This is a genomic window from Pseudomonas ficuserectae (assembly GCF_024584585.1).
Taxonomy (GTDB): domain Bacteria; phylum Pseudomonadota; class Gammaproteobacteria; order Pseudomonadales; family Pseudomonadaceae; genus Aquipseudomonas; species Aquipseudomonas amygdali.
Genome location: NZ_CP085684.1, coordinates 2,220,393 through 2,244,200, shown reverse-complemented (window position 1 = coordinate 2,244,200; position 23,808 = coordinate 2,220,393). Strand labels below are relative to the sequence as shown.

Sequence of the window (23,808 nt, the reverse complement as noted above, 5' to 3'; positions counted from 1 at the left end):
GCAGTAATCGGCCAATTGCGGACGATTAGCGCATTGAAATTCTGGCTCTATTTCGCCATTCGGTCGTCAATTGCGTTCAGGGCAATGCCACACTAGGCAGTGCCACATACTGCCAGGCACCGTAAATTGCACCATTAGCATCTGCGACTCGGCGTGGTCCGGTGCTTCGATATAGCTAAATACCAAATTCGGGTAAATTTCCTGACCGAATTCCAGAAATGCCTCAGTGGGCACATGCTTTTTCGCCAAGCTCGCCGTTAGTAGATGCCACTCGCCGGTTGAAAACGCTCTCAGCGCCCTCCGCCACTCGACGTACTCCTTGTTCAGAAACAGGTCATGGATACAGCTGGTTAGCTCTTCTTCCGTCTGGTCGATTTTGTCGGTGGGGGTAGTCAACATTCCAATCCGTGGTGGTTTACAAAAGAGCCTTAGTATAACCGCCTACCGGTTGCTACCGGTGCCGGCCGGCTACTATGGTTCGAAAGCGGTCATCCATGGCCGATGGCTATCAACCCGAAACGGTAATTCGCGCAAGCAGCACTTCGGCATCGTCGTGAAGCGGCTGACTACAGAGATGAGGATTTATATGACGACAACCGGCGAAGTATATTTCGCAATGTACGGCGACAATTTTGAGCCAGACGAAGTGACGGCGTACATAGGACTAACTGCGACAGAGATTTTTCGGAAAGGTCCGCGCAGTCCTGACGCGCCCCTGCGTCGAAACTCATGCTGGTCAGTCTCAAACGGAAGGATAGAAAGCGATTTGATCGACGTATACGAAATGTCGGAAGCGTTAGTCACCCGACTAGCACCATTTGCTGCAAAAATTGTTGAGGCAAAACAGAAGTTTAATCTGAGGTGCGTTTTTCAGACCGTACTGTGGATTGACCAAGATGAAGAAGCTCCCATGCCAGCCATAGGCTTTGGGTTACCAGTCATTGATTTCATCCACATCGTAGGCGCGACAATAGATATTGATACCTATCGAAATTAGGGCCTTCGAAGCATAGCAATTGGGCAAAATTGGCCTGTGCTTCAAGCTTCGTCGCCTTACTCCTGGTTTCTCAGATAGCTCTGAAGCTAGCCTGTCACCGGCTAGCTGTCGCGCTACCTTCTGAGTTCACGACGGTCTTTGTTCACGAGGCAAGGAGTGAAACGGACGAATTCGAACGACTACTTCTGGCCGATTCTGTTGAAAAAGTCGGCATTCGGATTCAGTTCTTGTAGCGAATCGACCAGTCGCGGCATGCCGTCAGAGTTTGGGGCATCATGACAACCCTAGAAAACTGAGACTCGAAGATGAATCACGAACTTTGGCAGGAACCTGATGGTTGTCAGACCTTTTGCCTAGCTGGTGCTCACGGTGATAGTGCGCGTGCGCTTATGCATTCAGAAGCAAAGCTTGTTTGGGAGGTCGAGGCTGAAAGTCATTTCGAGGCGATGACTAAATATTATGCGCACATGCAGTGGGGTGAATACCTGACTGACTTTCCTGAACAAGACATGACCCCCTACAGAAAACTAGGTTGGGAATGACCAGCCTTGGTCAGATCTCTGCCCGCGTGAACCTAGCTCAAACACAGCACAGCGCGTCGGAAAAATTAGCGCTTCCCGCGGACGCGGAAGACAATCTGCACATCGGCCAGCGGGAGGATTCGCAGCATGATGGGACAGTTATCGAGTGGGCAGGAGCGGCTGTTTTACTCGTTCAACCTTGAAGACCACATCCCAACAAATCATCTGCTGCGCAGCATTGATCGATGTCTCGATCTGAGTGACCTGCGCCACTACCTCGCCGATTTCTATAGCCCGATCGGGCGTCCTTCGATTGATCCTGAGCTGATGATCCGCATGCTAGTCGTGGGCTATTGCTATGGCATTCGCTCCGAACGGCGCTTGTGTGAAGAGGCCCATTTGAACCTGGCGTATCGCTGGTTCTGCCGGTTGAGCCTTGAGGATGAAGTACCTAATCACTCGACGTTTTCCAAGAATCGACACGGCCGTTTCCGGGACAGCGATCTGTTTCGCTGGCTGTTTAATGAAGTGCTGCGTCGCTGCATGGACGCAGGTCTGGTCAAGGGGGAAGGCTTTGCCGTGGACGCCAGCATCATCAAGGCAGATGCGAGTCGGCAGCGCGGCGTACCTGGTGATGAGGAGGTCAACTGGAGCGACCCATCGCTCAGTACGCGTGCCGTACGTGAGTACCTCGAAGCACTCGATGAAGAGGCGCTGGCTGAAGCACTTCCCAAGCGCTTATCGCTGACTGATCCTCTATCGCGTTGGACGGCCGCTCCGGGCGGCCCAGCGTTTTTCGCCTACTCCACGAACTACCTGATTGATGTCGAGCATGGCGTGATCATGGACGTAGAACCGACACCGGCTCATCGAACCGCCGAGGTCGAGAGCACCAAAACCATGATTGATCGAGTCGAGGATTTGTTCGGCATCAAACCGGATCGCTTAATCGGCGACACCGCTTACGGCACAGCACCGATGTTGGCCTGGATGGTGGAAGAGAAAGATATCGAGCCGCATGTGCCGGTGTGGGATAAAACCGAGCGCAAGAACGACAGTTTCTCCAGCAACGATTTTCACTGGAATGAAGAGGCGCAAGAGTATCGCTGCCCGTCCGGCAACGTACTGCGCAGCGACTGGCGAGCCTTCAAGAACGAACGCTCGCACCTCACTAAAGCCAACACTATCATCTTCCGATCCAGACAACCAGACTGCGCGACCTGTCCGGTGAAGGCCAAGTGCTGCCCGAACACTTCTGTTCGTAAGATCGCCCGTAGCGTTCATGAAACGGCTCGTGATGTGGCTCGGCGAATCGCGAATACGCCGGAATATGTGCGCTCTCGTCACGAACGCAAGAAGGTCGAAATGTTGTTCGCCCACCTCAAGCGCATCTTGAAACTGGATCACTTGCGACTACGAGGGATGAGTGGCGCGACCGATGAGTTCACGTTAGCGGCTGCGGTACAAAACCTGCGCCGACTGGCCAAACTTACATCTCATGGGCCACCCTCCACAGGATAGGTACGCCTGCTTCAAGCAAAAAACCTCAAATCAACCCACTGACAAAGCAGCAACGGTCAACGAAGTACCGAAAAGCCATTTAACAGTGGTGAATAGGTTCTTTGATGAGGCCAAGCTCAACGTCACGTTTCCTGAAAAATCGACTTTTTCAACAGTATCGGCCGATAGCGGTCGGGCGCCACCGGCAGATTCAAGCCCAAGCGGAAACGCCTGCGACCCGACGCAATCCCTAGACATTACACGGCGATGTAGAATCATTCCTCGCCAACCAGCCGCCGGCGAAGAGCGCCGCACAGGACTTTTCTAGACCCATGCGGCTGAGCCTTTCGAAACTCTCCCAGCGTAGCTCACTAAATAGCAACGCCTGTGCGGCTGTATGAACTTAGGTAAAAGGTGGGACATGGCTTGCTGGCGCCGTGATTGCGGTTCCCATCATTTTTGAGAATCCATGTGCAGATACAACTCCTGTCATCGGGCACCGGTGCTTGTGCATCATATTGTGTATTCAAACCGGGAGCACCGCGGCTTTTCTTACGAGAGGGAATCAACCTCAGGCCCGACTCAAGGTTCGTTTCTCGGGAAAGCATCAAGTCATTGTCCTAGTGATGGACTCGCGAGGATAGACGCCCCGGTATCGCACCACACCATTGACGATTACTTGGGCCCCCTCCTTCACCGTCATATCGATACAACGCAAAGCCCCCGAACTCTAAAAGTAATTCAGGGGCTTTGCGCTTTCTGACGTTTAAAAAAGCAGCTATCAGACGCCACATGGCCGGATGCCCACGATAAGCCTGGAAACGATACGACTATCTGAATGCAATCAAACAATCGCAATCAAAATCCGCCCCCAGCCCTTAAGCCAAACGCCTCATGGACAAATCCATCAGCCCCATCAGATCCCTCTGCTCCCTCAGCGAAAGCACCAGCCGCGCGATGGATCGGCTGCTCTCTACCTCGGACAAGGACAGCCCCTTTACATACAGCTGGATATCACCCGACTCGGGGTGGAGGAGCTTCACGGAAAAGGTTTCATCCAGCGCGACGACGCACTCGCACTTTGACGGCAGAAAGGCCGTTTCAAGAACGCGTTGAATATCGGTTTTTGAAAACATGGTGCGTCCTCTGCAAAGGGCTGAATCGTGATGTAAAGAGTAGACGAGTTTTAGGCGAATAGGTTTCCGAGCTGCGCAACGGATGCACGCGGCGCGGGGGCTTTTGTGGCGACTGCCCGGGATTGTTTTTCCTGATCAAGGTAACTGCCTGCAACGCATTACGCCGTCTGGTCTAAAGTACCCTCTTCTGAACTCCCCGAGCCTCGACCGACATGAATGAACGCGCACGTGAACTGGCGTCTCGTCTGATTCGCAATTTCAATGAGGCCCCACTCCAACATGAGGTTCGTGAACCTCTCTATGAAAGCTCGGCAGCCCGCCTGGGCACGGGCACGGCAGCGCAAAAGCTCGGGGCCTCTATTGATGTCGTGGCGCCGGGCAAGCGCTCGTGCCCTTATCACTTTCATCATGCGCAGGAAGAGATGTTCGTGATCATCGAGGGCGAAGGCAGTTTGCGTGTCGCAGGCGAGATGCTGCCGATCCGAACGGGTGACATCGTGTTTATCCCGGCGGGCTCCGAATACCCTCATCAGATAATCAACACCTCGCAGGCCCCGCTGAAGTACCTGTCGATCAGCACCCGGGAAACGCCGGAGGTCTGTGAATACCCCGACTCGGGGAAGTACCAGGCGATGGTTTCAGTGCAGGGAACCCGGGTGTTTACCGCCAACCAGCGCACCACTGAAAACCTCGATTACTGGGAAGGCGAGCCCTGATTTCAATTGTTCATAAATTGTATCCGGCAGTTCACGCTTTTTTCACGTTCGCGGGTTTATTGTTAACTCAATTCCCAGCAAGACCTTAAGCCCGCTACCCCCCATAGCGGGCTTTTCTTTGTCTGCGATTTGAGCATGCAGCGTCTGGCATGGGTCAAGAGACATCAGGGACACGACTGCTCAAGCAAGCGTCGGGCAGACAGGGAACATCATGCAGAAAACGATTTCCAAGCCCTACCTCCCGGATGAAACCCTGCAATCATGAAAAATACCCTGAAAAAACTGCTCATCGCCGTTGCGTGTCTGGCGGCTGCTCCCGCGTTCGCTGCGTGTCAGATGGCGCCGGTGGCGTATGACATGCCTTCGCAACGTTTGGACGAGGCCTTGCAGCAACTGGCGCATCGATCCGGCTGCCCGGTGAAGGTCGATCTGGGCGCTGACAGCAGCAGAAAGGTCAAGAAATTCAAGGGTACGTTCACGCCGGATCATGCACTTTGGCTGGTGTTGAAGAAAACCGGGCTGGAGGGCTATGTCGAAAACGACGGGCTCACCGTTGATCGTCGAGGCCAGGATTTCGTAAACCAGCGAGCAACTGAGCTACGCACGGCTATCGATGAGGCTGGCGCACGGATGGAGGCGAGAAAGAAGAAGCGCTTCCTTCATCAACTGGACACCATCGAGTCCGGAGCGAAGAAAGTGGTCCTTGAACAGAGCTTCGTCAGTGCCGCAGAGATGGCGAGTTACAAGCGTGACTTCGACGAGTTGTCGAGCCAGATCCCGGCCAGCAAGTGAACCTCCGATAATTGCGCTAACATTCGTCGTTTTTGACCAGACGGCCGCACACGCGGTGGGATATCGATGAGAAAAACTGCCTTATTCATAGTGGCGCTGGCACTGCAACCGCTGGCTTACGGCGCAGGTGATGCAGAGGCCGGGAAAGCAGTCTTCACCCGCCTCTGCTCGGGCTGTCACAAGATCGGCCCTTCTGCACGCAACGCATTTGGTCCGCCCCTCAACGGCATCATTGGCCGTCAGGCAGGGCAACAGGAAGGCTACGTTTACACCGATGCAATGAAAAACTCGGGACTGGTCTGGACGCGTGAGGAGTTGCGCACGTATATCAAAGACCCAGGCGAAGTCGTGCCTGGCACCCGGATGAAACTGTGGTGGATGGGCAACGATGAGCGAATGGAAGACCTGCTCGAATACCTGAACGCAAACAAATAATGCAGGCGTAGATAAATCGCCCTCGGTGTTTACCGAAGGCGATCGGTCAGTTACTTAGCCGGCATGTAAGGCGGGTAATCATCATCGCTGCCCTTGTCATCGGCAGGAGCCTTGTCAGTCCCGATCGGATCGATTTGCGGGTCCTGGGTTTTCGGTGACTCTTCGTCAAAACCCGGATCATTCTTGTCTTCGTTGCTGCTGCCTGGCTTGGTGCCGGTCATGTGAGCCTCCATTGGTTAAATTCAGAACCTGATAGTCAGAAAGCGGATCAACATAGCCGTGCGATGTGTCTGACGAACGGGGCCTGACAGCAAGGAGATATGGCGACACCCATAGGCAAATGGTAGCCTTGCGCCATGTAAGGAGAGAACCATGAAAAGGCTTTCAATCACGCTGGCAGTGTTAGCGCTGCTGAGTGCAGGCACGGCGTACGGCGAGATCTTCAAATGCACATCAGCGCAGGGACAGGTGAGCTATGCGTCGATCCCCTGTGACAACGCTGCACAGAGCGCGCTGCAGCGCCAGGGCCCGCCGAACATGCGGCGCGAGGGTGAGCCTATCGATTATGTTCACCAGACCAATCTCAAGGCCACTGAATACCTGAAGATCAGTGGCCGCACCCACGTGACGGTCTACGAGACGGAACGCTACAAGGCGTATCAACGAAACCGCCCGCCACCGCCGAACATCCCTTCGCAGTGCCAGAGCCCGCGTTACGACAGCCAGTGCTTTGATCCGTCGGGTGGCATGTCTTCAAAAAAACAAGCGGTTCGCCAGGACGCCGCTCGATAAGCTATGGCGCGGTTTTCACATCGGCACGCACTTCGCTGATCTGTATCTCCGGGATCAGGTCGGTGTAGTTGGTGATGTCGGCATTGATCTGCTTTGAATGCGGCCCCATGCCGGCTTCAAAGTCTTCAATGGAATCGCAATAGATGTGGCACATGCCAATATACCGAGGCTCCGAGCCCGGCGTTGCTCCGCCTATGCCTCTGTCGACGCTGTAGCCCTTGCAGTAACTGCCCATCAGCTCTTGCACCAGCGGCAAGTGTTTGTCGCGATAGTAATCGTGGTCAAAACGGGCACCCTCTTCATACGCATACAGCACACTGACTTTGATCATCTCGATAGGCTCCTGAGTGAAGGATCAATACATTCGCCTGAGCACTCTAGCGATTATTGCGGCCGGGTGCTGACATCAATGACGTGCTCCCTCACAATCACGCCGTCTTGCCCCCTGCCCTGAAAAGCGGCCGGGCTATCGAAACGTTTTGAGGAACCCCGCATGAATACGCTTGAGTGGAACGAGGCCGCGCTGGCGAAATACCTCGCGACCCATCCGACCCTGAAGGACGAAATCAGCGCGTTGAGCCCGAAAGAGCAAAAGCAGCAATTACAGTGGGCTTTTGAAGATGAGGCCGAGAGCCAGGGCATCGAGACCTGGGAACTGGCGCTGGAACTGATTGCCGAGTCGCCCGAACAGTTGCAGAGCATGCGCCTTGAAGCACACCGCCAGGTCGCCGAGGCGCTGGGCATGGACTGGGAAGAATATTGCGGCTTCAACGATATCCAGCCGTGACCGAAGCCGCCGTGGAGGGTAAATCGGCCATTGATTGGCGATCTACCGAGTGACTCATCAGTCAGCGCTTTACCTGTTCCTTATGGGTGAGTAACGTCTGCTCACTTCAATAAAGGAATCACGTCATGAGTGATCTGGTCTCGTACCATCTGGACGACGGTGTCGCCACGCTGACCCTGAACAACGGCAAGGTCAATGCCATTTCCCCGGACGTAATCATCGCGTTCAATGCTGCGCTGGATCAGGCCGAACAGGACCGGGCAATCGTGATCGTCACTGGACAGCCCGGCATTCTCTCGGGCGGCTACGACCTCAAGGTGATGACCTCGAGCGCCGAAGCGGCGATCAATCTGGTTGCTCAGGGCTCCACCCTGGCGCGCAGAATGCTGTCACACCCCTTCCCGATCATTGTCGCCTGCCCCGGTCACGCGGTTGCCAAGGGTGCCTTTTTGCTGCTGTCCGCCGATTATCGAATCGGTGTCGCAGGGCCATTCAGTATCGGATTGAACGAAGTACAGATCGGCATGCCCATGCACCACGCCGGCATCGAACTGGCGCGTGACCGGTTGCGTAAATCAGCCTTCAATCGCTCAGTGATCAACGCCGAAATGTTCGACCCTGAAGGAGCGATGGCCGCCGGCTTCCTGGACAAGGTGGTCAGCGTCGATGAACTGCAAGGCACCGCACTTGCGGTCGCCGCACAGTTGAAGAAGATCAACATGAGCGCGCACAAGAAGACCAAACTCAAGGTCAGAAAAGCCTTGCTCGATACACTGGATGCAGCTATCGAGCAGGATAGGCAACACATGCTGTGATACCCAATCGAAGCCCGCCCGCGCGGGCTTTTGTTTACCGGCGAACTCATACGCATTTGATCAATCTGATCAGCTACCGCGCATGTTTTTTGCGCCACTGACATATTGAAGAAGCGATAGCGCCATGGGTCGAGTTGTTGCAGCAGCGGTGTACAGCAAAGGCAAAAAAGTCCGCGACATTACCCTTGATGAGGGTGCCGCCTGGGCCGCCAAACCCGATCATTTCGTCTGGATCGGCCTGGAGCAGCCCAGTAATGAGGAACTGACCAGCCTGAAAGAACAGTTCAACCTGCATGAACTGGCCCTTGAAGATGCCATGGAGGTTCACAGCCGTCCAAAGCTGGAAACCTTTGGCGATGCGCTGTTTATCGTGACCTACGCGCCGGTACGCGAAAACGGCAAGCTGCTGTTCATCGAAACCCATATCTTCGCGGGCAAGGGCTATGTCATCACCTCGCGCAACGGCCATTCCAAGTCCTACGGGCTGGTGCGTCAGCGCTGCGAGGCCAGGCCACTGCTGCTGGAGCACGGCGAAGACTTCGTGCTCTACGCCCTCCTGGACTTCGTCACCGAGAACTATCAACCGGTGACCGAAGCCATCCATGCCGAACTTGAATTGTTGGAGCAAAGTGTCATCGGCGGCTCATTGCGCGAGTCCGACATCCAGCACATTCATGCACTGCGCCGTGACCTTTTGCGCATGCGCCGTTATGTAGCGCCGATGGTGGAAGTGGGTGAAGAACTGCAGAGACTCAGTTTCCCGTTCATCGACAAGAACATGCGCCCCTACTTTCGCGACGTGGAAATTCACGTCAAGCGGCAGATGGAAGACCTGGGCAACCTGTGTGACATCGCCAGCCAGACAATCGAAATCGGCCTGTTGCTGGAGTCTTCGAGGCAAAGCATCATGCAGCGCAAGTTCGCGGGCTGGGCAGCGATACTGGCCTTTCCAACCGCAATTGCCGGCATTTACGGCATGAACTTCGAGAACATGCCGGAGCTTAAGTGGGAGTACGGCTACTTCATCGTGCTGGGCGTCATTCTGGGCGGGTGTACGGCGCTGTTTGCCAGCTTCAAGCGCTCTGGCTGGCTATAGCACCGCCACTGCATTCCCGTTCAAACAGCCATGCGCCGGATCAGACAGACTGTTTTTCCGGCTTGTGCGCCACAAAGCGCATCATCCATTCTGCGACCGTCGCCCCATGATGGTCGTGATCCAGGCTGGCAACACCCTGTTGGTAAACCTGTTCGCCCAGCGCTTCCTGACGAAGATCAAGCAAGGTCCGGGAAAACTCGTGAATGAACTCGGGATGGCCCTGGAAACACAGCACCTGATCATTGATATGGTAGGCCGCAAATGGACAGAACTCGCTGGATGCAAGCACCGTTGCGTTCTCGGGCAGCGCGGTCACCTGATCCTGATGGCTGATCAGCAACGTGAGCTTGTCCATTGCTGGCGTCATCCACGGTCTGGCGGGTGCCAATTGATAGTGATGAATACCCACACCCCAACCCTGCACGGCACGCTCGGTCCTGCCGCCCAGGAGCAAGGCCAGCAACTGGTGACCAAAGCAGATACCCAGCAGTTTTTCGCCGCGCTGATACAGCTCCAGCAGATAAACCTTCAAGGTCTGAATCCAGGGATCGGTGCCAAACGAGTCTGCCTTGCTGCCGGTCACCAGATAAGCATCGAACTGCTCGTCTGCAGGTGGATAGTCCCCTTGCACCACGTTGTAAACCGTCAGCTCTGCAGCGATTGGCTGGCGAGCGAAGAGCAATTCGAACATCCGCCCGTACCCCAGGTATTGCTCGACCAGCTCCGGTCGCAGGTTGTCGGTTTCCAGAATACAGATGCGTAAAGACATAAAAGAGGCCCTGAAACAATGATGAGGCAATAGCGCACGGGCAGAGCCTGCCTTGAAGGCACCGGCAAATCAAGCAGCACCCCGCGCCTTGTCGGAGGTTTAATGCACGTAGGAAAAGTCTGACCCGGACGAACGGTGCAAAGCTGACCGATGTGAATGAAGCGTCTAGCAAAGGCCTGAGCCTCTGGCGAGCAGTTGATTGATAACGTTAAGTTGGATAAGTAGACGTTTAAATTCCCAACCGTTCTAAGGCGTGGGGCACCTCGGCTCTATTGTTAAATCTGTAACAGGAGGCGCGCAAAATCCTTTCAGCGCTCGGGCCAGCGGTCAAATGACCGGGTCCACCTGTTCAATGCGCACCCTTGCCAGCGGTCGACTCTCTGCGTTGCGGAATAGACCTGCTTCTGTCGCTCAGGAATAACAACAAAAGGCGGTCAGCCATGTTCAAGTTCAAACACTCCAAAGTACGTCAGGCGGGATTAATCCTCTTTACCACTGCACTGTTATTGATCGTGCCTAACCTGAACAGGTTGTTCGGCTGATCTGACACGCTTTCGGTCAGTGTGTAACTGTGCCACTCTTTCCACTCGACTGAAGGAGACGCGCCTATGCGCCAATGGATTGCTGTTTTTGCACTTGTCAGCAGCTTCGCAGCCCACGCGGGCATGGTAGATCAGGCTGCAGCTGTGGCTGCGCTCAAGGAAGGCAAACTGGCGATGGATGTACGCAGCCAGACCGACTATGACGCTGGCACGGTATTGAATGCGGTACGGGTCGATGACCGGCGGCTGGTCAATCAGATGAAACAAGTGCTCAACGACCGCAATGCGGTGTTTGTCATTTTCAGCAGCACTGACAGCAAAGCCGACAAGGCTCAGGAAAAGCTCAGGGCAGCGGGCTATTTCAGCGTCATCAATGGCGGTAATTACGAAGAGCTGCACAACGCGCTCTACAGCACCACCGACGACCCTGCCGAATAAGCAATGGCCGGAGTTTAAATTCCGGCCATTTCAGTGAAGCGCAGGTCAGTGCGTTAAAGCTACTGATGCTGCGCCTGGACCTGTACGCGGGTTTTCACTTTTGGCGTACCGGTCATGGGTGAAACCACGACCTTGGCGTGCATCTGTTCAGACCCGCCACCCCGGCGCATGCCGCGCACCGGACAAGCATCCAGATAGTCCAGCCCTACCGCCAGCTTCAAATGACGTTCGGGAATGGCCAGCTGGTTAGTGACATCGAAGCTGTACCAGGCGTCGTCTATCCAGGCTTCGGCCCAGGCGTGACTGGACAAATGTTCGCTGTCTTCGCTGCACAGATAACCGGACACATAACGTGCCGGCACCCCAAGACTGCGGGCGCAGGCCAGGAAGGCGTGGGTATGGTCCTGACAGACCCCCGAGCGTCCGGCGAAGGCTTGGGCGGCACTGGTGTCGACTTCGGTCGCACCCTGCGTGTAAGTCATGTGCTGGTTGAGCGCCTGCATCAGGTCGATCAATGCGCTACGGTCAGCGCGCTTGCGACATTCCCTGGCTGCGAAACTGCGAATCGCTTCGTCAGGCTCGGTCAATCGCGTCACGCGCAAAAACGGTAATGCCGACTGGCTTTCGTGCTCGGCCTCGCGGGTTTCGTCGATTTCCACCTGCCCGCGCGCGCCGATGATGATCGCTTCGTGCGGCTCTTCCAGGCTCAGGACATGCAGGATATTGCCGAAAGGATCAATCTGCGCGCGCACCGGGCGCGGCAACGTCAATTGCCAGCTAAGCACTTGCTGGCGCTCACTGTCGTGAGGCGTCAGGCGCAGATACTGGATACTCGAGCGCACCTGGTCATCGTAGTGATAGGTGGTCTCATGGCTTATCGAAAGTCTCATGCAGCCTCCAGGTACGAAGTGTGAATGGCATCACCCAGTTGGGCCAGCATTGGAATGAATTCGTTCAACCACTCATGCAGGCCCTCATCCAGAATCTCGTCGATACTGGTGTAGCGCAATCTTGCATCCATCTCGGCGGCCATGCGCTGCGCAGGTCGGCCATTGACGCCGGGCAGACTTGCCAGAATGACGTCCATTTCTTCCAGACAGGCGCGCAACGAGCGCGGAATGTCGGCACGCAGCAGCAACAGTTCGGCAACCTGACGCGCACCTGGCGCATCCCGATAGACTTCAGTGTAAGCCTCGAACGAGGACAGTGCGCGCAACAAGGCGCTCCACTGGTAGTACCCGGCAGCCGAGTTGTCCGCCGCGGCGTTGGCCTGTGGCCCACGCAGTTCAAGCATCTCATAGCGGGCGTCGAGCATGCGCATGGTGTTGTCAGCGCGCTCGATGAACGTTCCCAGACGAATGAAACGGAACGCATCGTTACGCATGATGGTGCCGTAGGTCGCACCACGGAACAGGTGCGAACGCTCCTTGACCCACTCGCAAAAGCGACTCATGCCGTAACGGGTCAGACCCTGTTGAGCAATGCCGCGAATTTCCAGCCAGGTGGAGTTGATGTTCTCCCACATGTCGGCAGTGATACGCCCGCGCACGGCATGCGCACTGGCCCTTGCGGCGCCCAGGCAGCTGTAGATGCTGGCCGGGTTGGTCGCGTCCAGCGCGAAAAAATGCAGCATGCGCTCGGCATGCAGTTCACCATGACGCTCGATATAGGTTTCCAGCGTTCCGGTAATCAGCAACGGCATGGCTATTTCATCCAGCCCGTCGCCCCGCCCGTCCTGCGGCATCAGCGACAGCGAATAGCTCACGTCCAGCATTCGGGCGAGGTTCTCCGCTCGCTCCAGGTAACGCGACATCCAGAAAAGATCAGAGGCAGTTCTACTTAACATTGGCAGGCATCCTTAATCCTCGACCACCCAGGTGTCTTTGGTTCCGCCACCCTGTGACGAATTGACCACCAGTGAGCCTTCACGCAAGGCCACTCGGGTAAGCCCGCCAGGTACGACGCGGGTTTCGCGACCGGACAGAACAAAGGGGCGCAGATCGATATGTCGCGGGGCTATGCCATTTTCGACGAAGGTCGGACAGGTCGACAGGCACAAGGTGGGTTGGGCGATGTACGCATGCGGCTTGGCCTTGAGGCGCGCCCGGAAGGCTTCGATCTCGGCGGCGGTCGCTGCAGGGCCGACCAGCATGCCGTAGCCCCCTGAGCCCTGGGTTTCCTTGACGACCAAGTCGCCGAGGTTAGCCAGCACATGTGACAGCTCCTCCGGCTTGCGGCACTGCCAGGTCGGCACGTTCTTGAGAATTGGCTCTTCGTCCAGATAGAAACGAATCATGTCGGTGACGTAGGGGTAAACCGACTTGTCATCGGCAACGCCGGTACCAATGGCATTGGCCAGAAGCACATTGCCGGAGCGATACGCGGCCAGAAGTCCTGGAACGCCCAGCATGGAATCAGGGTTGAACGCCAGCGGATCAAGGAATGCATCGTCAAGCCGACGGTAGATAACATCGACAGCCTTGGGACCGTCGGTGGTACGCATGAACACGCGGTCGTCGCGGACAAACAGATCGGCACCTTCAACCAGCTCGACCCCCATCTCGCGAGCCAGAAACGCATGCTCGAAAAAGGCGCTGTTGAAACGCCCGGGCGTCAGTACCACGACACTCGGGTTGTCCAGATGGCTGGAACTCTTGAGCGTGTCGAGCAACAGATTCGGATAGTGATCGATCGGTGCAATGCGCTGAGCCGAGAACAGCTCGGGGAACAAACGCATCATCATCTTGCGGTCTTCGAGCATGTAGCTCACGCCGCTCGGGGTTCGCAGGTTGTCCTCCAGCACGTAATACGTGCCATCACCGTCGCGCACCAGATCGACGCCGGAAATGTGCGAATACAAATCGCGGTGCAGGTTCAGGCCCTGCATCGCCAACTGATATTGCTCGTTGGCCAGCACCTGTTCGGCAGGAATTATCCCGGCCTTGATAATCCGCTGGTCGTGGTAAAGATCCGCCAGAAACATGTTCAGCGCCTTGACGCGCTGGATACAGCCACGCTCGACAACACGCCATTCGCTGGCGGGAATGCTGCGCGGGATGGTATCGAAGGGGATAAGCCGCTCGGTGCCCTGCTCATCACCATAGAGTGTGAACGTGATCCCGGCACGGTGAAACAGCAGATCGGCTTCGCGCCTGCGTTGAGCCAAAAGCTCGGGAGGCGTATCACCCAGCCAGCGGGCGAACTCCCGATAGTGCGGACGGACTACGCCCCCCGCATCGTACATCTCGTCATAAAAGGTGCGGATCATGCCGTACTCCTTGTCACCATGGACACCAAGACCATCGCAAAGCCCGTGCCACCGGCATAAACGCTTTGATTTCAAAAGGTTAGGTAAACACTCGACGTTCTACGCACCATTCCTGTGCACTAAACGCCCAAGCCGATTATTTCGCGCCTCATTCGGAAGCGTCATTCAACCGTGAAATCTATGATCAGCATAGTCAGAGTTGATTTCCGCCAACAACATTAGTTCGCCACACTCCACAGCAACCGAGCAAACAGGGCACCAAACGCCGTTTTTGCGCTAACCGTTATTTTGTCCAGCAGGCGAAGAACGCGTGCGGATTTTAAACAGACTTCCCTTTGCGCCACTCATTTGAGTGGCTTTTTTTTGACCACTGTTTATGAGCGCGAAGCAAAAACAGAACCGGCCGATCCAGAACGTATCCCGAATCAGCCGGTAATGTGTTGCCTGACAATCAAAAGCCATCAAGCGTGCAGTCTTCTGATCTCCTGAGTGACACCCCAACCTTCGACCTCACCGTCCATGGGCGAAATCACCATCTGAAAGTCCTGCTCGAAATCACCGATACCGTCATAAGTGGCATACATCACTTTGCTCAACTGCAAGTGCCAGTTACCGTCATCACGTACGTTTACCTGGGTATTGAGGGATTCACCGCGAAATTGCTCTGCAGCCTGCCGTGCCCGCTCCTCATCCGGGAAGATGGCGTAAAACTCGATGGGATAGATTCGCGCAAAATCAAAACCGCCTTCTTTCATGCGGCGCAGTACGTTACTGCTGATGTCCTCTTGATAGGCTGTGCTCATGAAACGTCCTCCTATGCAACGATAGATAGAGTTTCAACTCTTCCAGAGCGACCGCCGAATCATCGGGGCCGCCGCACGACAGATAATCCGGCGTGGGGAATCAAGCATGTAGCTGACCAGACCAAGCTTGGCACAGGTCGGGTATCGAGATGTCAGAGGCCGTTTGAACAGCCTCATCTGCAGAGTAGACCCATCGTGGGCAGGATGCCAAGTGGTTGCCACGAAAAGCTTTTTGAATCACCGCAGGTCAGGCAACTTCTGTAATGGAAATGATCCGCACACTGTTATGGTCTTTAAGCGTTTTAACCGTAGGCTCGTCGGTGCGCCCGTCAAGATCATTGAGATCCAGCTCATCGGTGACTGGATACAGGTCCTTGCGCAGGAAACGCGCGGCCTCCTCCTCACTGGGACGCTCGTCAAAACCAGCCTCACGGAGTTGCTGCACACCATCCTTGTCCAGATACGAAATGGCCCACTGTTTCATCAATGCCTCCAGAACGAAGCCAGGCACTCTGGCTTATGTGATAAGGACCTTTTTGCCCTCGCATTCGTTCAAACGAATTACGCCGGACAGCCCGCGATGACGGGCAAAACAAAAGGCCCTCGCAATGGATGCCGAGGGCCTTTTGTGTGCTGCTGATCCGACTTGCCGGGTACCCGGACAAGTCAGTCATGGTCAGTTACGGTTCTTGCTGGCCTCGACACCGGCCGTGTTGTCCAGAAGGCTCTTGGTGGCGGTCTGCAGGAAGCTTTCCAGCTTGCGCTTGAGCTCCTGAGTGTCAGGTGCATCAGGCACTTCTTCGGCAGACGGCTTGGCACCGAGCGTGTAGGTCAACAGCTTGGCCGGCATTTCTGTCGGCTCGATCAGAATGCGGTTGCCGCTGATGATCGCGACCACCTGCTCACTGCCCGACGGCTTGATCACGCCAAAACCCTTGTCGCCTTCCGGCAGGTTCAGCAGATCGCGGCCCCAGCACTGGTTGCGGTTCAGGCCACCCAGACGCCCCATGATGGTTGGCACGACGTCAACCTGTGTGCCGACAATGCTGCTGCGCTGGCCGAATTTCTCTTGTACCCCAGGCCCGATGAGCAGCAATGGCACGTTGAAACGCCCCAGGTCCATTTCAGTCAACTGCTTGTCATTGCCGAAACCGTGGTCGCCCAGCACCACGAACAGGGTGTTCTTGTAGTAAGGCTCTTTTTTGGCCTTCTCGAAGAACTGACCCAGCGCCCAGTCGGCATAACGCATGGCGGTCAAATGCTCATCCAGCGAGCCGTGCCCGGTCACGCGCTCGACCGGCAGCGGGTCCGGCAACGCATACGGCGTGTGGTTGGACAGGGTCTGCAGCAGCGCATAGAACGGCTTGCCGTCCTGACGGGCTTTGAGCTCCTGGGCGCCACGGTCGAACATGTCCTGGTCGGAAACGCCCCAAGTCGGATCGGAGAACACCGGATTGACGAAGTCCTCGCGACCAACAAAGTTGGTCATGCCCTGGTTGCTGAAGAAACCCGACTGGTTGTCCCAGGCGAAGTTGCCGTTATAGACATAGACGTCATCGTAGTTGCGACCCGCGCTCAGCAATTGCGGAAGGCCCGACAGCTTATGGCTGCCCTCTGGCGTCTGCATCAGGTACTCAAAGCCCGGCAGGTTCGGGAAGCACGCCATGGTGGCGAACATGCCCTGATGGGTGTGGGTGCCGTTGGAGAAGAAGTGGTCGAACAACAGCCCCTCTTTCGACAGCTTGTCGAAATACGGCGTGATGTTGGCGTCGTTGCCCAGCGCCCCTACCGAGTGACCGGCGAAGCTTTCCATCAGGATCACGACCACATTGCGGATCGGCAACGTGTTCTCTACTGGCGGTGTGAAGTCGCGACGCACAGCGGCAATATCAGGTTCTACCAGCTTGTCATGCGAGGTCAGCAGCATGTCGCGCACCGTCTGCTGCGCCTCGGCCTGTGGCAGCGTGGCTTTCCAGATGTTGTCGCGATCTTCGGACATACGGCTCTTGGCCGCCGTAATCAGGGTCAGTGTGCCGTTCAGGCCCAGCTGATTGGCGAAGTTGGAGTCGGTGGTGTAAGCGTCACCCCAACGCAGCGGTGGGCCTTGGCGCAGGGTGCCACGGATGCACACCACCATAACCAGCAATACCAGCACGAAAACGCCAACACGCATGTACCACGGCGCAACTGTACTGACCGTCTGGGTGTCCTTCGTCGTTATGAGGCGTGGCCGCGTCAGGCGGTCGATGCCCTTGAACACCAGGCTCAACAGCCAGGTCACGATTGCCCAGGCGAGCAGGTAGCGAACCACCGGAAAGCCATACCAGAGCATGCTCAGGACAGTCTTGGGGTCTTCCTTGACGTATTGAAACACCAGACCGTTGAGGCGCTGGTGAAACTCACGGTAGAAGTCCATTTCCATCAAGCCGAAGAACAGCGTGATGCTGCCGACCAGGGTCAGCCAGAACCGGAAAAACCCGCGTGCAGCCATGGCCCGGGCGCTGAACAGCGACAGCACCAGCGGAATGAGCAGATACATGGTCAGGCGCAGGTCGAAACGCGTGCCGTTGAAGAGTGCTTCAAGGAATGTCGAGGCTGGCGTGTCGCCAATCATCTCGCGGTTGTAGACTAGCAGACCGATACGCAACAGCGTGTACATCACCATCAAAGCGAAACCGCTGAGCAGGATGTAAGCCAGATGCGATTTGACAGTCGGGTTCAGCAGGCGGGCTTGCCGATGAATCTGGGCGTCCGTTTTAGCCATGGTTGTCAGGATCCGGTGGATTCAGGGGTAGGTTCAGGGTGCAGCACCGCCCTTCACCAAGGGCGGGCGGCGTACAACAGGGCGCAGATATTACTTGATTGCGGGTCACCAGGGGCCGGGGCGGCCCATGAATACGCGTGCCTGTTCAGCTTCGCGCGCAATTCTGGGACAAAAAGTGTGAAATTTATGTCGCCAGTTGCGCGCTTCAACGCCCCTCAGGCGGCGTTAAGGCTGACCCGGCCGGTAACGTCAGATCTATTGATCAGTCGTTGCTGGCCTTGCTCACAGCCCGCAGTACGTACTGCGGCAAGGCGAATGCGCCAATGTGAACTTCCGGGTTGTAATAGCGCGTAACAATACCGCTGCCCGTGAAGCGCTGACGCAGGGTTTCCAGTGGCAGTTTGCGGTAGCTCTTGTCAGTGGCGCCCCAGGCAAAAGTCATTGCACCGCCGATGTAGGTCGGGATGGCGGCCTGATAGAAATGCCAATCGGCAAACAGGCCATTCATGCGTCCTGCAGTGGTCTGTACACCGCTCAGTTGCATGAAGGGCGTACCGTTCTGGGTAACCAGAATGCCGCCTTCGTTCAGGCAGCGATGACAGGCCTGATAAAAGTTCTCCGAAAACAGCACTTCGCCCGGACCGATAGGATCAGTGGAGTCGGAGATGATCACGTCGAACTTCTCTTCGGTCGTCGCGACAAAGCGCATGCCGTCGTCGATGACCAGGTTCAGGCGCGAATCGTCAAAAGCGCCACTGGAGTGATTGGGCAGGAACTCCTTGCACATCTCGACCACCGTGGCGTCGATCTCGACCATGGTGATGTGCTCGACGGTCAGGTGCTTGGCGACTTCGCGCAGCATGCCGCCATCGCCGCCGCCAATGATCAGTACACGTTTGGCAGCGCCGTGGGCCAGAATCGGCACGTGAGTGAGCATTTCGTGATAGATGAACTCATCCGCCTCGGTGGTCTGGATCACGCCGTCCAGCGCCATGACGCGGCCCATGCGCGGGTTCTGGAAGATCACCAGATGCTGGTGTTCGGTACGCACTTCGTGCAGCATTTTTTCCATACGAAAGCGCTGGCCGTAGCCTTCGTACAACGTTTCCTGATAATCGCTCATGGGTAAGCTCCCGCTGGGTACTGATGACAGGACGGCCGACCGCCCACAACAAAGGCGCGCATTCTACGTCGAGGAACATGACAGGTCGAACCTCTGTGCAGCGTCATGCTTGCAAATGCCTTGGCCCATGAACGAAAAACGCCTGATTACTCAGGGTAATCAAGCGTTCGTTGATAACCTGGCGGCGTATCAGATTCGCACGTTGCCGCGCGGTCCGAGGATTGCCCAGATGATCAGGCCCACAACAGGCAACAGCACGATCAACAATACCCAGAGAATTTTCTTGCCGGTCTCGGCGCCGCTTTTCAAGACATTAATGATGGCCCAGATATCGAGCGCCAGAATGATCAAGCCGACCAGGCCGTTGAAACTAGAACCCATGGTGTTGCCCCTAATTGAATGCTTACCTTCCTAGGATAGTTGCGCCGTTCGGGGGTTCCGTTGAACCAACCTTATATTCTCAGGCTCCCAACGGGGGTCGACTTCGCATTTCATTCATTATCGCTTTCACCCTCACACAGGTAGCCGTCTTCATGCCAACGCCCGCACAACCCCGAACGCCTTGGGCGACATGGTTCAACCATCTTCAGGGCAGCCCGCTGGTGAGCCTGGGTTTCGCCCTTGCTCTGCTGATCGTCGTCGGACTCGGCGGCATCAGTCTTTACAATGCCTTCTATGGCACCAGCCAGGTCAACTTCAATCATGCACTGCTGGGCGGCACGGCCGGCTTCCTGGCGACGGCGCTGGGTGCAGTCATGGCGGTGGCCCTGCGCAACGTTTCGCAACGCGCTCAAGACATCATGCTCGGTTTTGCTGCCGGCATGATGCTGGCTGCCAGCTCGTTCTCGCTGATACTGCCCGGGCTGGAGGCCGCTCGGGGCATAACCGACAGTGGCCCTTGGGCGGCTGCGACGGTAGTGACCGGTCTGGGCCTGGGTGTGCTGTTGATGCTTGGGCTGGACAAGTTCACCCCGCACGAGCATGAAAGCGTGGGCCGTCAGGGTCCTCATTCAGAGCGAATCAGCCGGGTCTGGCTGTTTGTCCTGGCGATTACCCTGCATAACCTGCCGGAGGGCATGGCGATAGGTGTGAGCTTCGCCAGCGGCGACATGAACGTCGGCCTGCCGTTGACTACTGCCATTGCTATTCAGGACATCCCTGAGGGCCTGGCCATTGCGCTGGCCCTGCGTGCTACCGGGCTGTCGGCATTCAAGGCAATGCTGGTGGCCATCGGTTCAGGACTCATGGAGCCGCTGGGCGCGCTGGTGGGCCTGGGTATTTCCAGCGGGTTTGCCATCGCCTACCCGCTCAGCATGGGGCTGGCGGCAGGTGCGATGATCTTCGTGGTGTCCCATGAAGTCATCCCGGAAACCCACCGCAACGGCCATCAGACCTCGGCGACGCTCGGCCTGATGGGCGGCTTCGCGGTAATGATGTTTCTCGACACGGCGCTGGGTTAACCCCGCAATGCCTGCAAAGCGGGTGCGGCATGGATGCCGGCCAACGCCGCCAGTTCAAGCACCCGCGCCTCGTCACGGCCGTACACCAGCACCGCCTGCAGTTCGTCATCCAGCGGCTGGCTGAAGTTCATCAGCACATAGCCGCCCATGTCCTTGTTCATGCTGCTCAATTGAATCTGAATCCGGTTGAGCGCTACCAGTGGTTCGACCTTGGCCAATTGTTTCGGCTTGATGTTGAACGTCACGTCCTTGCCGAATGACTGCACGATCTGCTCGAACAGGTCCATATAGCTGTCGGCCTGAAACAGCACGGTTTCCGGCAGACTGCCTACCACCACCCATTCGCCCAGCGGAATCGGAAAGGTGTCGTCGTAGTTGATATCAGGATTGGCGGCCAGAAAAGCCTGAGGGTCGGCATACGCCTGCGCGGCTTCATCGGCAATACGCACGATTTCGTCGTCGCCCATGCAGCCGGAGCTGACTTTGCTGATTAATTCGACCAGTGAGTCTTTCATGGGAGCGATCCTGATAACGGGCAAAAAAAGAGGCGCGAAGGATAACGGTAACGACCTGCAATCGAAATGGCCTCGACCTGCAATTATCGAGTTTTTCGACAGACATTAATTGAGTCTATCCGGCCCCACGAACCAGCATTGGCTGTAAACGAACCCGAATCTATGCACTTCGACCTGCAATCGAGCGCGACCGGCCAAGATTAAATTGGACTGAAAAACCGATGATTTTGGCGTCCATCAAACGGTGGTTTTATCGATCCGACCAGTCAGCAAGAGGGTTTACGGACAGAAACGAGGCTTAAGTGCGCTTTTTTACTACTCCCCGAAGCCCGTGTTCGGCAGCAAAAGGCGGTTGGAGAACACCGCCTTGGCGAGAGAATTACATGCCTCATCCTTGTTCAATTCAGCGTGCGTACGACGACGCAGCGCCCCCGGGGGCGTGGATATGCGCCGAAAACCTTGGCCGGCAACCCAATTCAGCCAGTATAACGCGTCGTCACGATCAAACGATTTCGCTGCATAAGTGCTCTGGATGTGGTGGATTTAGGGTTTAGTCAATCACATGCGCTTGGCCGTATCTCTCGATCCACTCGTGCATATTGGCATTTACTGAGTAGTTCTCTTCCCGGTGCTTGAGTTTCAACCGGGTCTTAAAGTCAAGCTCCACCACGCCCTGTCCCGTCCAAGAGTCTACAATCGCTCCTTTCGGAAACTCATTAGTCGGGTGGATGACCACATAGTTGTGGCTTAACTTACGGTTGCTGTAGATGGTGAAATCTGAGATCCCTAGCTTATGGCGAAGGTGCAAGCCGATTTCCAGCGCCTGTATGTCACAATTGGAAAACCCCTCTTCGCGACACTTCCGTATGCAATCTGTGAGTTGCGTGGGCGTCATCTCAATCGCGCCACGCAAGTTCCCACTGTTGGTGCGATATATTTTCCGTTGCTGCAAATCTGCCAGATTCATCAGCGTTTCCGAAATATAAGTTCGCTTCGCGCTGTCCGTGTACTGTTGTGCCCTCCTCACAGTCATTAGCGCATCCGCATCCGATTTTTCAGGATTGTTCAAGCGGCCCATTGCCGTCTGATAGCCTGTCGTGGACAACGTGGTTCTACAAGATTGTTGACTGCCTGCCAGGTCGCTGACGAGCTACCGGAAACTCTATTCATGCTGATTGCACTCCGACGGTATGTTTCTAGTACGGAGCTTGGGTGGACTCTGGGCCGGATTCGGTTCCATGCGAACGTGGAGGACGCCATAGCTTTTTTTGCGCAGATGGGCATTCCCGAACAGTTACAGATAACGGTAAATCCATCGCCTCTATGTGTTCATGCCCTGAAGGCACTCAGCATCAGGACCGGGCCGGCTGCACACCCAGTTTGATCAGTTGATCAATGGTGACAGTCGCACCCATTGCCTGAGCGGCACCCAGCGCAGTAATGCCCTTGGCATCAGTGGCATGCGGGTCCGCGCCCTGACTGATCAGGTAATCGACTATCTCGTTGCGATTGAACATGGCCGCCATCATCAACGCAGTACGACCATCGGCAGAGGCGCCGTCAACGTCGGCACCGGCCTCGACCAGCAGCCTCACCACCGCCAGATCGCCCTTGAACGCGGCACCGGCGATAGGGCTCTGACCATTGTCGTTGCGAATTTCCGGATCGGCCTTGTGATCAAGCAGCACCCGGACCGCATCCGCATGACAGTGATAACTGGCCAGCATCAGCAGCGTGTCGCCCTTGTGGTTGCGCAAGTCTGCAGGCAGGCCCTTTTCAAGCAGACGCTCCAACATGACTGCATTTCCCTGGCGAGCCACATCGAATACCTGCTCGGCGAACTCGGCGGCTTCGTCTTCAGTCATGGTTTGCGAAGCGCTGATATTTGTATCGGTCATTAACTACTCCTTGGCGCACGGTACTCCGGGCATGCGTTGACCCGGCGTCGATACACACACTGACCTCAAGTCTCGCCAGCTGTTCGATCGGCATGGATACGGATGCGCAATGCCTGCTCCTGATCACCGCAATCGATGCAATCCTCCTTCTGCCCGATACCCATCGTGCAAGAAACGGCAAAATGCAGGGCGCACGAAGGGTGTTCATGCAAAATGCACGAAGCCTTAAAATAGAGAATATTTCAAGCTGTTGATTTTAAAGGATTTATTTTAAGTAAAAGACTGGCACAGACACTGCAATAGTACTTCCAAGCTTATTATCCCATGAGCAATGGAGCCGCCTGACATGACTTTTATTCAAGAAAAATTCGCTTCCGTATTCTCCGACTACACCGTTACCACCCAGCCACGTCCTGATGGTGGTGTTCTGTTGTCACTGCGTACCCACGATGGCAAGCAGATCCGTCGCTCCGTGTCTTATGCTCAGTTACACACTCCGGTCCAGCTGGAATGGGTAATCAGTGCTATCCGCCGCGACCTGGCTGCACAAGCCAGCGAGTTGCCAGCTATTTCGATGCTGCAAAGTCAGCACCGCTTCGACCTGCCGACTTACCACACCCGTTGATTTTCCCGCCGCCTTG

General features: G+C 56.0%; 29 protein-coding genes. 13 read left to right on the top strand and 16 right to left on the bottom strand.

The features are described from left to right. Positions 1 to 66: 66 nt before the first annotated feature. On the bottom strand, positions 67 to 399 hold the full coding sequence (locus tag LJU29_RS09970) for a hypothetical protein (protein ID WP_044317586.1): 333 nt from the start codon (positions 397 to 399) through the stop codon (positions 67 to 69). On the opposite strand from LJU29_RS09970, the gene LJU29_RS09965 reads away from it, so the two are divergent. The 3 genes from LJU29_RS09965 to LJU29_RS09955 all read left to right on the top strand — a co-directional run bounded on the left by LJU29_RS09965 (position 383) and on the right by LJU29_RS09955 (position 3,039). Continuing rightward, complete coding sequence (locus LJU29_RS09965) at positions 383 to 997, top strand: DUF4279 domain-containing protein (RefSeq protein ID WP_257112203.1); 615 nt, start codon at positions 383 to 385, stop codon at positions 995 to 997. The two genes, LJU29_RS09970 and LJU29_RS09965, sit on opposite strands and share 17 nt — an antisense overlap. A 305-nt stretch (positions 998 to 1,302) precedes the next feature. Beyond that, positions 1,303 to 1,539 (top strand): hypothetical protein, encoded by a 237-nt coding sequence (locus LJU29_RS09960; protein ID WP_096128316.1) that lies wholly within the window; start codon positions 1,303 to 1,305, stop codon positions 1,537 to 1,539. Positions 1,540 to 1,665: 126 nt separating this feature from the next. Then, entirely contained in the window at positions 1,666 to 3,039 is a 1,374-nt protein-coding gene (locus LJU29_RS09955; protein WP_257112201.1) for a transposase, read from the top strand. A gap of 857 nt (positions 3,040 to 3,896) precedes the next feature. On the opposite strand, the gene LJU29_RS09950 is transcribed toward LJU29_RS09955, so the two are convergent. Continuing rightward, the gene (locus LJU29_RS09950) at positions 3,897 to 4,154 is read right to left on the bottom strand and encodes a DUF1652 domain-containing protein (RefSeq protein WP_010197125.1); all 258 of its coding nucleotides are present in this window, start codon (positions 4,152 to 4,154) and stop codon (positions 3,897 to 3,899) included. Positions 4,155 to 4,366: 212 nt separating this feature from the next. Here LJU29_RS09950 and LJU29_RS09945 point away from each other — a divergent pair, with 212 nt between their 5' ends. The 3 genes from LJU29_RS09945 to LJU29_RS09935 all read left to right on the top strand — a co-directional run bounded on the left by LJU29_RS09945 (position 4,367) and on the right by LJU29_RS09935 (position 6,097). Then, positions 4,367 to 4,870 carry a cupin domain-containing protein gene (locus LJU29_RS09945; RefSeq protein ID WP_004661338.1) on the top strand — a complete coding sequence of 168 codons (504 nt, stop codon included), beginning with the start codon at positions 4,367 to 4,369 and terminating at the stop codon, positions 4,868 to 4,870. 261 nt (positions 4,871 to 5,131) lie between these two features. Then, positions 5,132 to 5,662, top strand: a complete 531-nt coding sequence (locus LJU29_RS09940; protein WP_005755841.1) for a hypothetical protein — start codon at positions 5,132 to 5,134, stop codon at positions 5,660 to 5,662. Between the two features lie 66 nt (positions 5,663 to 5,728). Then, complete coding sequence (locus LJU29_RS09935; protein WP_057453056.1) at positions 5,729 to 6,097, top strand: c-type cytochrome; 369 nt, start codon at positions 5,729 to 5,731, stop codon at positions 6,095 to 6,097. Positions 6,098 to 6,147: 50 nt separating this feature from the next. Here LJU29_RS09935 and LJU29_RS09930 read toward each other — a convergent pair whose 3' ends face one another. Further along, positions 6,148 to 6,318: a DUF6021 family protein gene (locus tag LJU29_RS09930; RefSeq protein WP_005731515.1), complete on the bottom strand. Its 171-nt coding sequence runs from the start codon at positions 6,316 to 6,318 to the stop codon at positions 6,148 to 6,150. A gap of 151 nt (positions 6,319 to 6,469) precedes the next feature. Between LJU29_RS09930 and LJU29_RS09925 the strand changes: the two genes are divergently transcribed. Continuing rightward, positions 6,470 to 6,889: a DUF4124 domain-containing protein gene (locus LJU29_RS09925; RefSeq protein ID WP_005755847.1), complete on the top strand. Its 420-nt coding sequence runs from the start codon at positions 6,470 to 6,472 to the stop codon at positions 6,887 to 6,889. A gap of 1 nt (position 6,890) precedes the next feature. Here LJU29_RS09925 and LJU29_RS09920 read toward each other — a convergent pair whose 3' ends face one another. Then, on the bottom strand, positions 6,891 to 7,220 hold the full coding sequence (locus LJU29_RS09920) for an EthD family reductase (protein ID WP_005731513.1): 330 nt from the start codon (positions 7,218 to 7,220) through the stop codon (positions 6,891 to 6,893). 162 nt (positions 7,221 to 7,382) lie between these two features. Here LJU29_RS09920 and LJU29_RS09915 point away from each other — a divergent pair, with 162 nt between their 5' ends. The 3 genes from LJU29_RS09915 (at position 7,383) to LJU29_RS09905 (ending at position 9,587) form a co-directional block, all read left to right on the top strand. Beyond that, the gene (locus LJU29_RS09915) at positions 7,383 to 7,676 is read left to right on the top strand and encodes a DUF6388 family protein (RefSeq protein WP_004664517.1); all 294 of its coding nucleotides are present in this window, start codon (positions 7,383 to 7,385) and stop codon (positions 7,674 to 7,676) included. A gap of 125 nt (positions 7,677 to 7,801) precedes the next feature. Next, positions 7,802 to 8,491 (top strand): crotonase/enoyl-CoA hydratase family protein, encoded by a 690-nt coding sequence (locus LJU29_RS09910; protein WP_044343812.1) that lies wholly within the window; start codon positions 7,802 to 7,804, stop codon positions 8,489 to 8,491. Between the two features lie 124 nt (positions 8,492 to 8,615). Further along, the gene (locus tag LJU29_RS09905; RefSeq protein ID WP_257112193.1) at positions 8,616 to 9,587 is read left to right on the top strand and encodes a magnesium and cobalt transport protein CorA; all 972 of its coding nucleotides are present in this window, start codon (positions 8,616 to 8,618) and stop codon (positions 9,585 to 9,587) included. Positions 9,588 to 9,627: 40 nt separating this feature from the next. Here LJU29_RS09905 and LJU29_RS09900 read toward each other — a convergent pair whose 3' ends face one another. Then, the gene (locus tag LJU29_RS09900) at positions 9,628 to 10,356 is read right to left on the bottom strand and encodes an amidotransferase (protein ID WP_257112191.1); all 729 of its coding nucleotides are present in this window, start codon (positions 10,354 to 10,356) and stop codon (positions 9,628 to 9,630) included. Positions 10,357 to 10,964: 608 nt separating this feature from the next. Between LJU29_RS09900 and LJU29_RS09895 the strand changes: the two genes are divergently transcribed. Further along, on the top strand, positions 10,965 to 11,336 hold the full coding sequence (locus LJU29_RS09895; protein WP_002552861.1) for a rhodanese-like domain-containing protein: 372 nt from the start codon (positions 10,965 to 10,967) through the stop codon (positions 11,334 to 11,336). A gap of 59 nt (positions 11,337 to 11,395) precedes the next feature. On the opposite strand, the gene LJU29_RS09890 is transcribed toward LJU29_RS09895, so the two are convergent. The 8 genes from LJU29_RS09890 to LJU29_RS09855 all read right to left on the bottom strand — a co-directional run bounded on the left by LJU29_RS09890 (position 11,396) and on the right by LJU29_RS09855 (position 19,675). Further along, complete coding sequence (locus LJU29_RS09890; RefSeq protein ID WP_002552860.1) at positions 11,396 to 12,226, bottom strand: transglutaminase family protein; 831 nt, start codon at positions 12,224 to 12,226, stop codon at positions 11,396 to 11,398. Beyond that, complete coding sequence (locus tag LJU29_RS09885; protein WP_003378609.1) at positions 12,223 to 13,182, bottom strand: alpha-E domain-containing protein; 960 nt, start codon at positions 13,180 to 13,182, stop codon at positions 12,223 to 12,225. The genes LJU29_RS09890 and LJU29_RS09885 overlap by 4 nt, the downstream gene beginning before the upstream one ends. 12 nt (positions 13,183 to 13,194) lie before the next feature. Continuing rightward, positions 13,195 to 14,604 carry a circularly permuted type 2 ATP-grasp protein gene (locus LJU29_RS09880; protein ID WP_257112186.1) on the bottom strand — a complete coding sequence of 470 codons (1,410 nt, stop codon included), beginning with the start codon at positions 14,602 to 14,604 and terminating at the stop codon, positions 13,195 to 13,197. Between the two features lie 461 nt (positions 14,605 to 15,065). Beyond that, a complete protein-coding gene (locus tag LJU29_RS09875; RefSeq protein ID WP_002552857.1) occupies positions 15,066 to 15,407 on the bottom strand; it encodes a ribonuclease E inhibitor RraB in 342 nt (113 codons plus the stop codon). Between the two features lie 247 nt (positions 15,408 to 15,654). Then, positions 15,655 to 15,891 carry a hypothetical protein gene (locus LJU29_RS09870; protein ID WP_002552856.1) on the bottom strand — a complete coding sequence of 79 codons (237 nt, stop codon included), beginning with the start codon at positions 15,889 to 15,891 and terminating at the stop codon, positions 15,655 to 15,657. 192 nt (positions 15,892 to 16,083) lie between these two features. Next, positions 16,084 to 18,171, bottom strand: a complete 2,088-nt coding sequence (locus LJU29_RS09865; RefSeq protein WP_122358988.1) for an LTA synthase family protein — start codon at positions 18,169 to 18,171, stop codon at positions 16,084 to 16,086. Positions 18,172 to 18,433: 262 nt separating this feature from the next. Continuing rightward, positions 18,434 to 19,294, bottom strand: a complete 861-nt coding sequence (gene speE / locus LJU29_RS09860) for a polyamine aminopropyltransferase (RefSeq protein WP_257112183.1) — start codon at positions 19,292 to 19,294, stop codon at positions 18,434 to 18,436. Between the two features lie 189 nt (positions 19,295 to 19,483). Then, the gene (locus tag LJU29_RS09855; RefSeq protein ID WP_002552853.1) at positions 19,484 to 19,675 is read right to left on the bottom strand and encodes a PLDc N-terminal domain-containing protein; all 192 of its coding nucleotides are present in this window, start codon (positions 19,673 to 19,675) and stop codon (positions 19,484 to 19,486) included. 152 nt (positions 19,676 to 19,827) lie between these two features. Between LJU29_RS09855 and LJU29_RS09850 the strand changes: the two genes are divergently transcribed. After that, positions 19,828 to 20,754, top strand: a complete 927-nt coding sequence (locus LJU29_RS09850) for a ZIP family metal transporter (RefSeq protein WP_004665830.1) — start codon at positions 19,828 to 19,830, stop codon at positions 20,752 to 20,754. Here LJU29_RS09850 and LJU29_RS09845 read toward each other — a convergent pair. The 3 genes from LJU29_RS09845 to LJU29_RS09835 all read right to left on the bottom strand — a co-directional run bounded on the left by LJU29_RS09845 (position 20,751) and on the right by LJU29_RS09835 (position 23,167). Then, on the bottom strand, positions 20,751 to 21,269 hold the full coding sequence (locus LJU29_RS09845; RefSeq protein ID WP_004658449.1) for a hypothetical protein: 519 nt from the start codon (positions 21,267 to 21,269) through the stop codon (positions 20,751 to 20,753). The two genes, LJU29_RS09850 and LJU29_RS09845, sit on opposite strands and share 4 nt — an antisense overlap. Before the next feature lie 550 nt (positions 21,270 to 21,819). Continuing rightward, positions 21,820 to 22,338, bottom strand: coding sequence for a type III effector (locus LJU29_RS09840; protein WP_257112180.1), 519 nt, complete (start codon positions 22,336 to 22,338; stop codon positions 21,820 to 21,822). A gap of 283 nt (positions 22,339 to 22,621) precedes the next feature. Then, the gene (locus LJU29_RS09835) at positions 22,622 to 23,167 is read right to left on the bottom strand and encodes an ankyrin repeat domain-containing protein (protein WP_005744355.1); all 546 of its coding nucleotides are present in this window, start codon (positions 23,165 to 23,167) and stop codon (positions 22,622 to 22,624) included. A gap of 346 nt (positions 23,168 to 23,513) precedes the next feature. Here LJU29_RS09835 and LJU29_RS09830 point away from each other — a divergent pair, with 346 nt between their 5' ends. After that, positions 23,514 to 23,792: a DUF3509 domain-containing protein gene (locus tag LJU29_RS09830; protein WP_002552849.1), complete on the top strand. Its 279-nt coding sequence runs from the start codon at positions 23,514 to 23,516 to the stop codon at positions 23,790 to 23,792. Positions 23,793 to 23,808: the final 16 nt, after the last annotated feature.

Coding starts and splice junctions, on each gene's coding strand:
- LJU29_RS09970 (WP_044317586.1), bottom strand. CDS start 399: ATGTTGACTACCCCCACCGACAAAATCGACCAGACGGAAGAAGAGCTA.
- LJU29_RS09960 (WP_096128316.1), top strand. CDS start 1,303: ATGAATCACGAACTTTGGCAGGAACCTGATGGTTGTCAGACCTTTTGC.
- LJU29_RS09955 (WP_257112201.1), top strand. CDS start 1,666: ATGATGGGACAGTTATCGAGTGGGCAGGAGCGGCTGTTTTACTCGTTC.
- LJU29_RS09950 (WP_010197125.1), bottom strand. CDS start 4,154: ATGTTTTCAAAAACCGATATTCAACGCGTTCTTGAAACGGCCTTTCTG.
- LJU29_RS09945 (WP_004661338.1), top strand. CDS start 4,367: ATGAATGAACGCGCACGTGAACTGGCGTCTCGTCTGATTCGCAATTTC.
- LJU29_RS09940 (WP_005755841.1), top strand. CDS start 5,132: ATGAAAAATACCCTGAAAAAACTGCTCATCGCCGTTGCGTGTCTGGCG.
- LJU29_RS09935 (WP_057453056.1), top strand. CDS start 5,729: ATGAGAAAAACTGCCTTATTCATAGTGGCGCTGGCACTGCAACCGCTG.
- LJU29_RS09930 (WP_005731515.1), bottom strand. CDS start 6,318: ATGACCGGCACCAAGCCAGGCAGCAGCAACGAAGACAAGAATGATCCG.
- LJU29_RS09925 (WP_005755847.1), top strand. CDS start 6,470: ATGAAAAGGCTTTCAATCACGCTGGCAGTGTTAGCGCTGCTGAGTGCA.
- LJU29_RS09920 (WP_005731513.1), bottom strand. CDS start 7,220: ATGATCAAAGTCAGTGTGCTGTATGCGTATGAAGAGGGTGCCCGTTTT.
- LJU29_RS09915 (WP_004664517.1), top strand. CDS start 7,383: ATGAATACGCTTGAGTGGAACGAGGCCGCGCTGGCGAAATACCTCGCG.
- LJU29_RS09910 (WP_044343812.1), top strand. CDS start 7,802: ATGAGTGATCTGGTCTCGTACCATCTGGACGACGGTGTCGCCACGCTG.
- LJU29_RS09905 (WP_257112193.1), top strand. CDS start 8,616: ATGGGTCGAGTTGTTGCAGCAGCGGTGTACAGCAAAGGCAAAAAAGTC.
- LJU29_RS09900 (WP_257112191.1), bottom strand. CDS start 10,356: ATGTCTTTACGCATCTGTATTCTGGAAACCGACAACCTGCGACCGGAG.
- LJU29_RS09895 (WP_002552861.1), top strand. CDS start 10,965: ATGCGCCAATGGATTGCTGTTTTTGCACTTGTCAGCAGCTTCGCAGCC.
- LJU29_RS09890 (WP_002552860.1), bottom strand. CDS start 12,226: ATGAGACTTTCGATAAGCCATGAGACCACCTATCACTACGATGACCAG.
- LJU29_RS09885 (WP_003378609.1), bottom strand. CDS start 13,182: ATGTTAAGTAGAACTGCCTCTGATCTTTTCTGGATGTCGCGTTACCTG.
- LJU29_RS09880 (WP_257112186.1), bottom strand. CDS start 14,604: ATGATCCGCACCTTTTATGACGAGATGTACGATGCGGGGGGCGTAGTC.
- LJU29_RS09875 (WP_002552857.1), bottom strand. CDS start 15,407: ATGAGCACAGCCTATCAAGAGGACATCAGCAGTAACGTACTGCGCCGC.
- LJU29_RS09870 (WP_002552856.1), bottom strand. CDS start 15,891: ATGAAACAGTGGGCCATTTCGTATCTGGACAAGGATGGTGTGCAGCAA.
- LJU29_RS09865 (WP_122358988.1), bottom strand. CDS start 18,171: ATGGCTAAAACGGACGCCCAGATTCATCGGCAAGCCCGCCTGCTGAAC.
- speE (WP_257112183.1), bottom strand. CDS start 19,294: ATGAGCGATTATCAGGAAACGTTGTACGAAGGCTACGGCCAGCGCTTT.
- LJU29_RS09855 (WP_002552853.1), bottom strand. CDS start 19,675: ATGGGTTCTAGTTTCAACGGCCTGGTCGGCTTGATCATTCTGGCGCTC.
- LJU29_RS09850 (WP_004665830.1), top strand. CDS start 19,828: ATGCCAACGCCCGCACAACCCCGAACGCCTTGGGCGACATGGTTCAAC.
- LJU29_RS09845 (WP_004658449.1), bottom strand. CDS start 21,269: ATGAAAGACTCACTGGTCGAATTAATCAGCAAAGTCAGCTCCGGCTGC.
- LJU29_RS09835 (WP_005744355.1), bottom strand. CDS start 23,167: ATGACCGATACAAATATCAGCGCTTCGCAAACCATGACTGAAGACGAA.
- LJU29_RS09830 (WP_002552849.1), top strand. CDS start 23,514: ATGACTTTTATTCAAGAAAAATTCGCTTCCGTATTCTCCGACTACACC.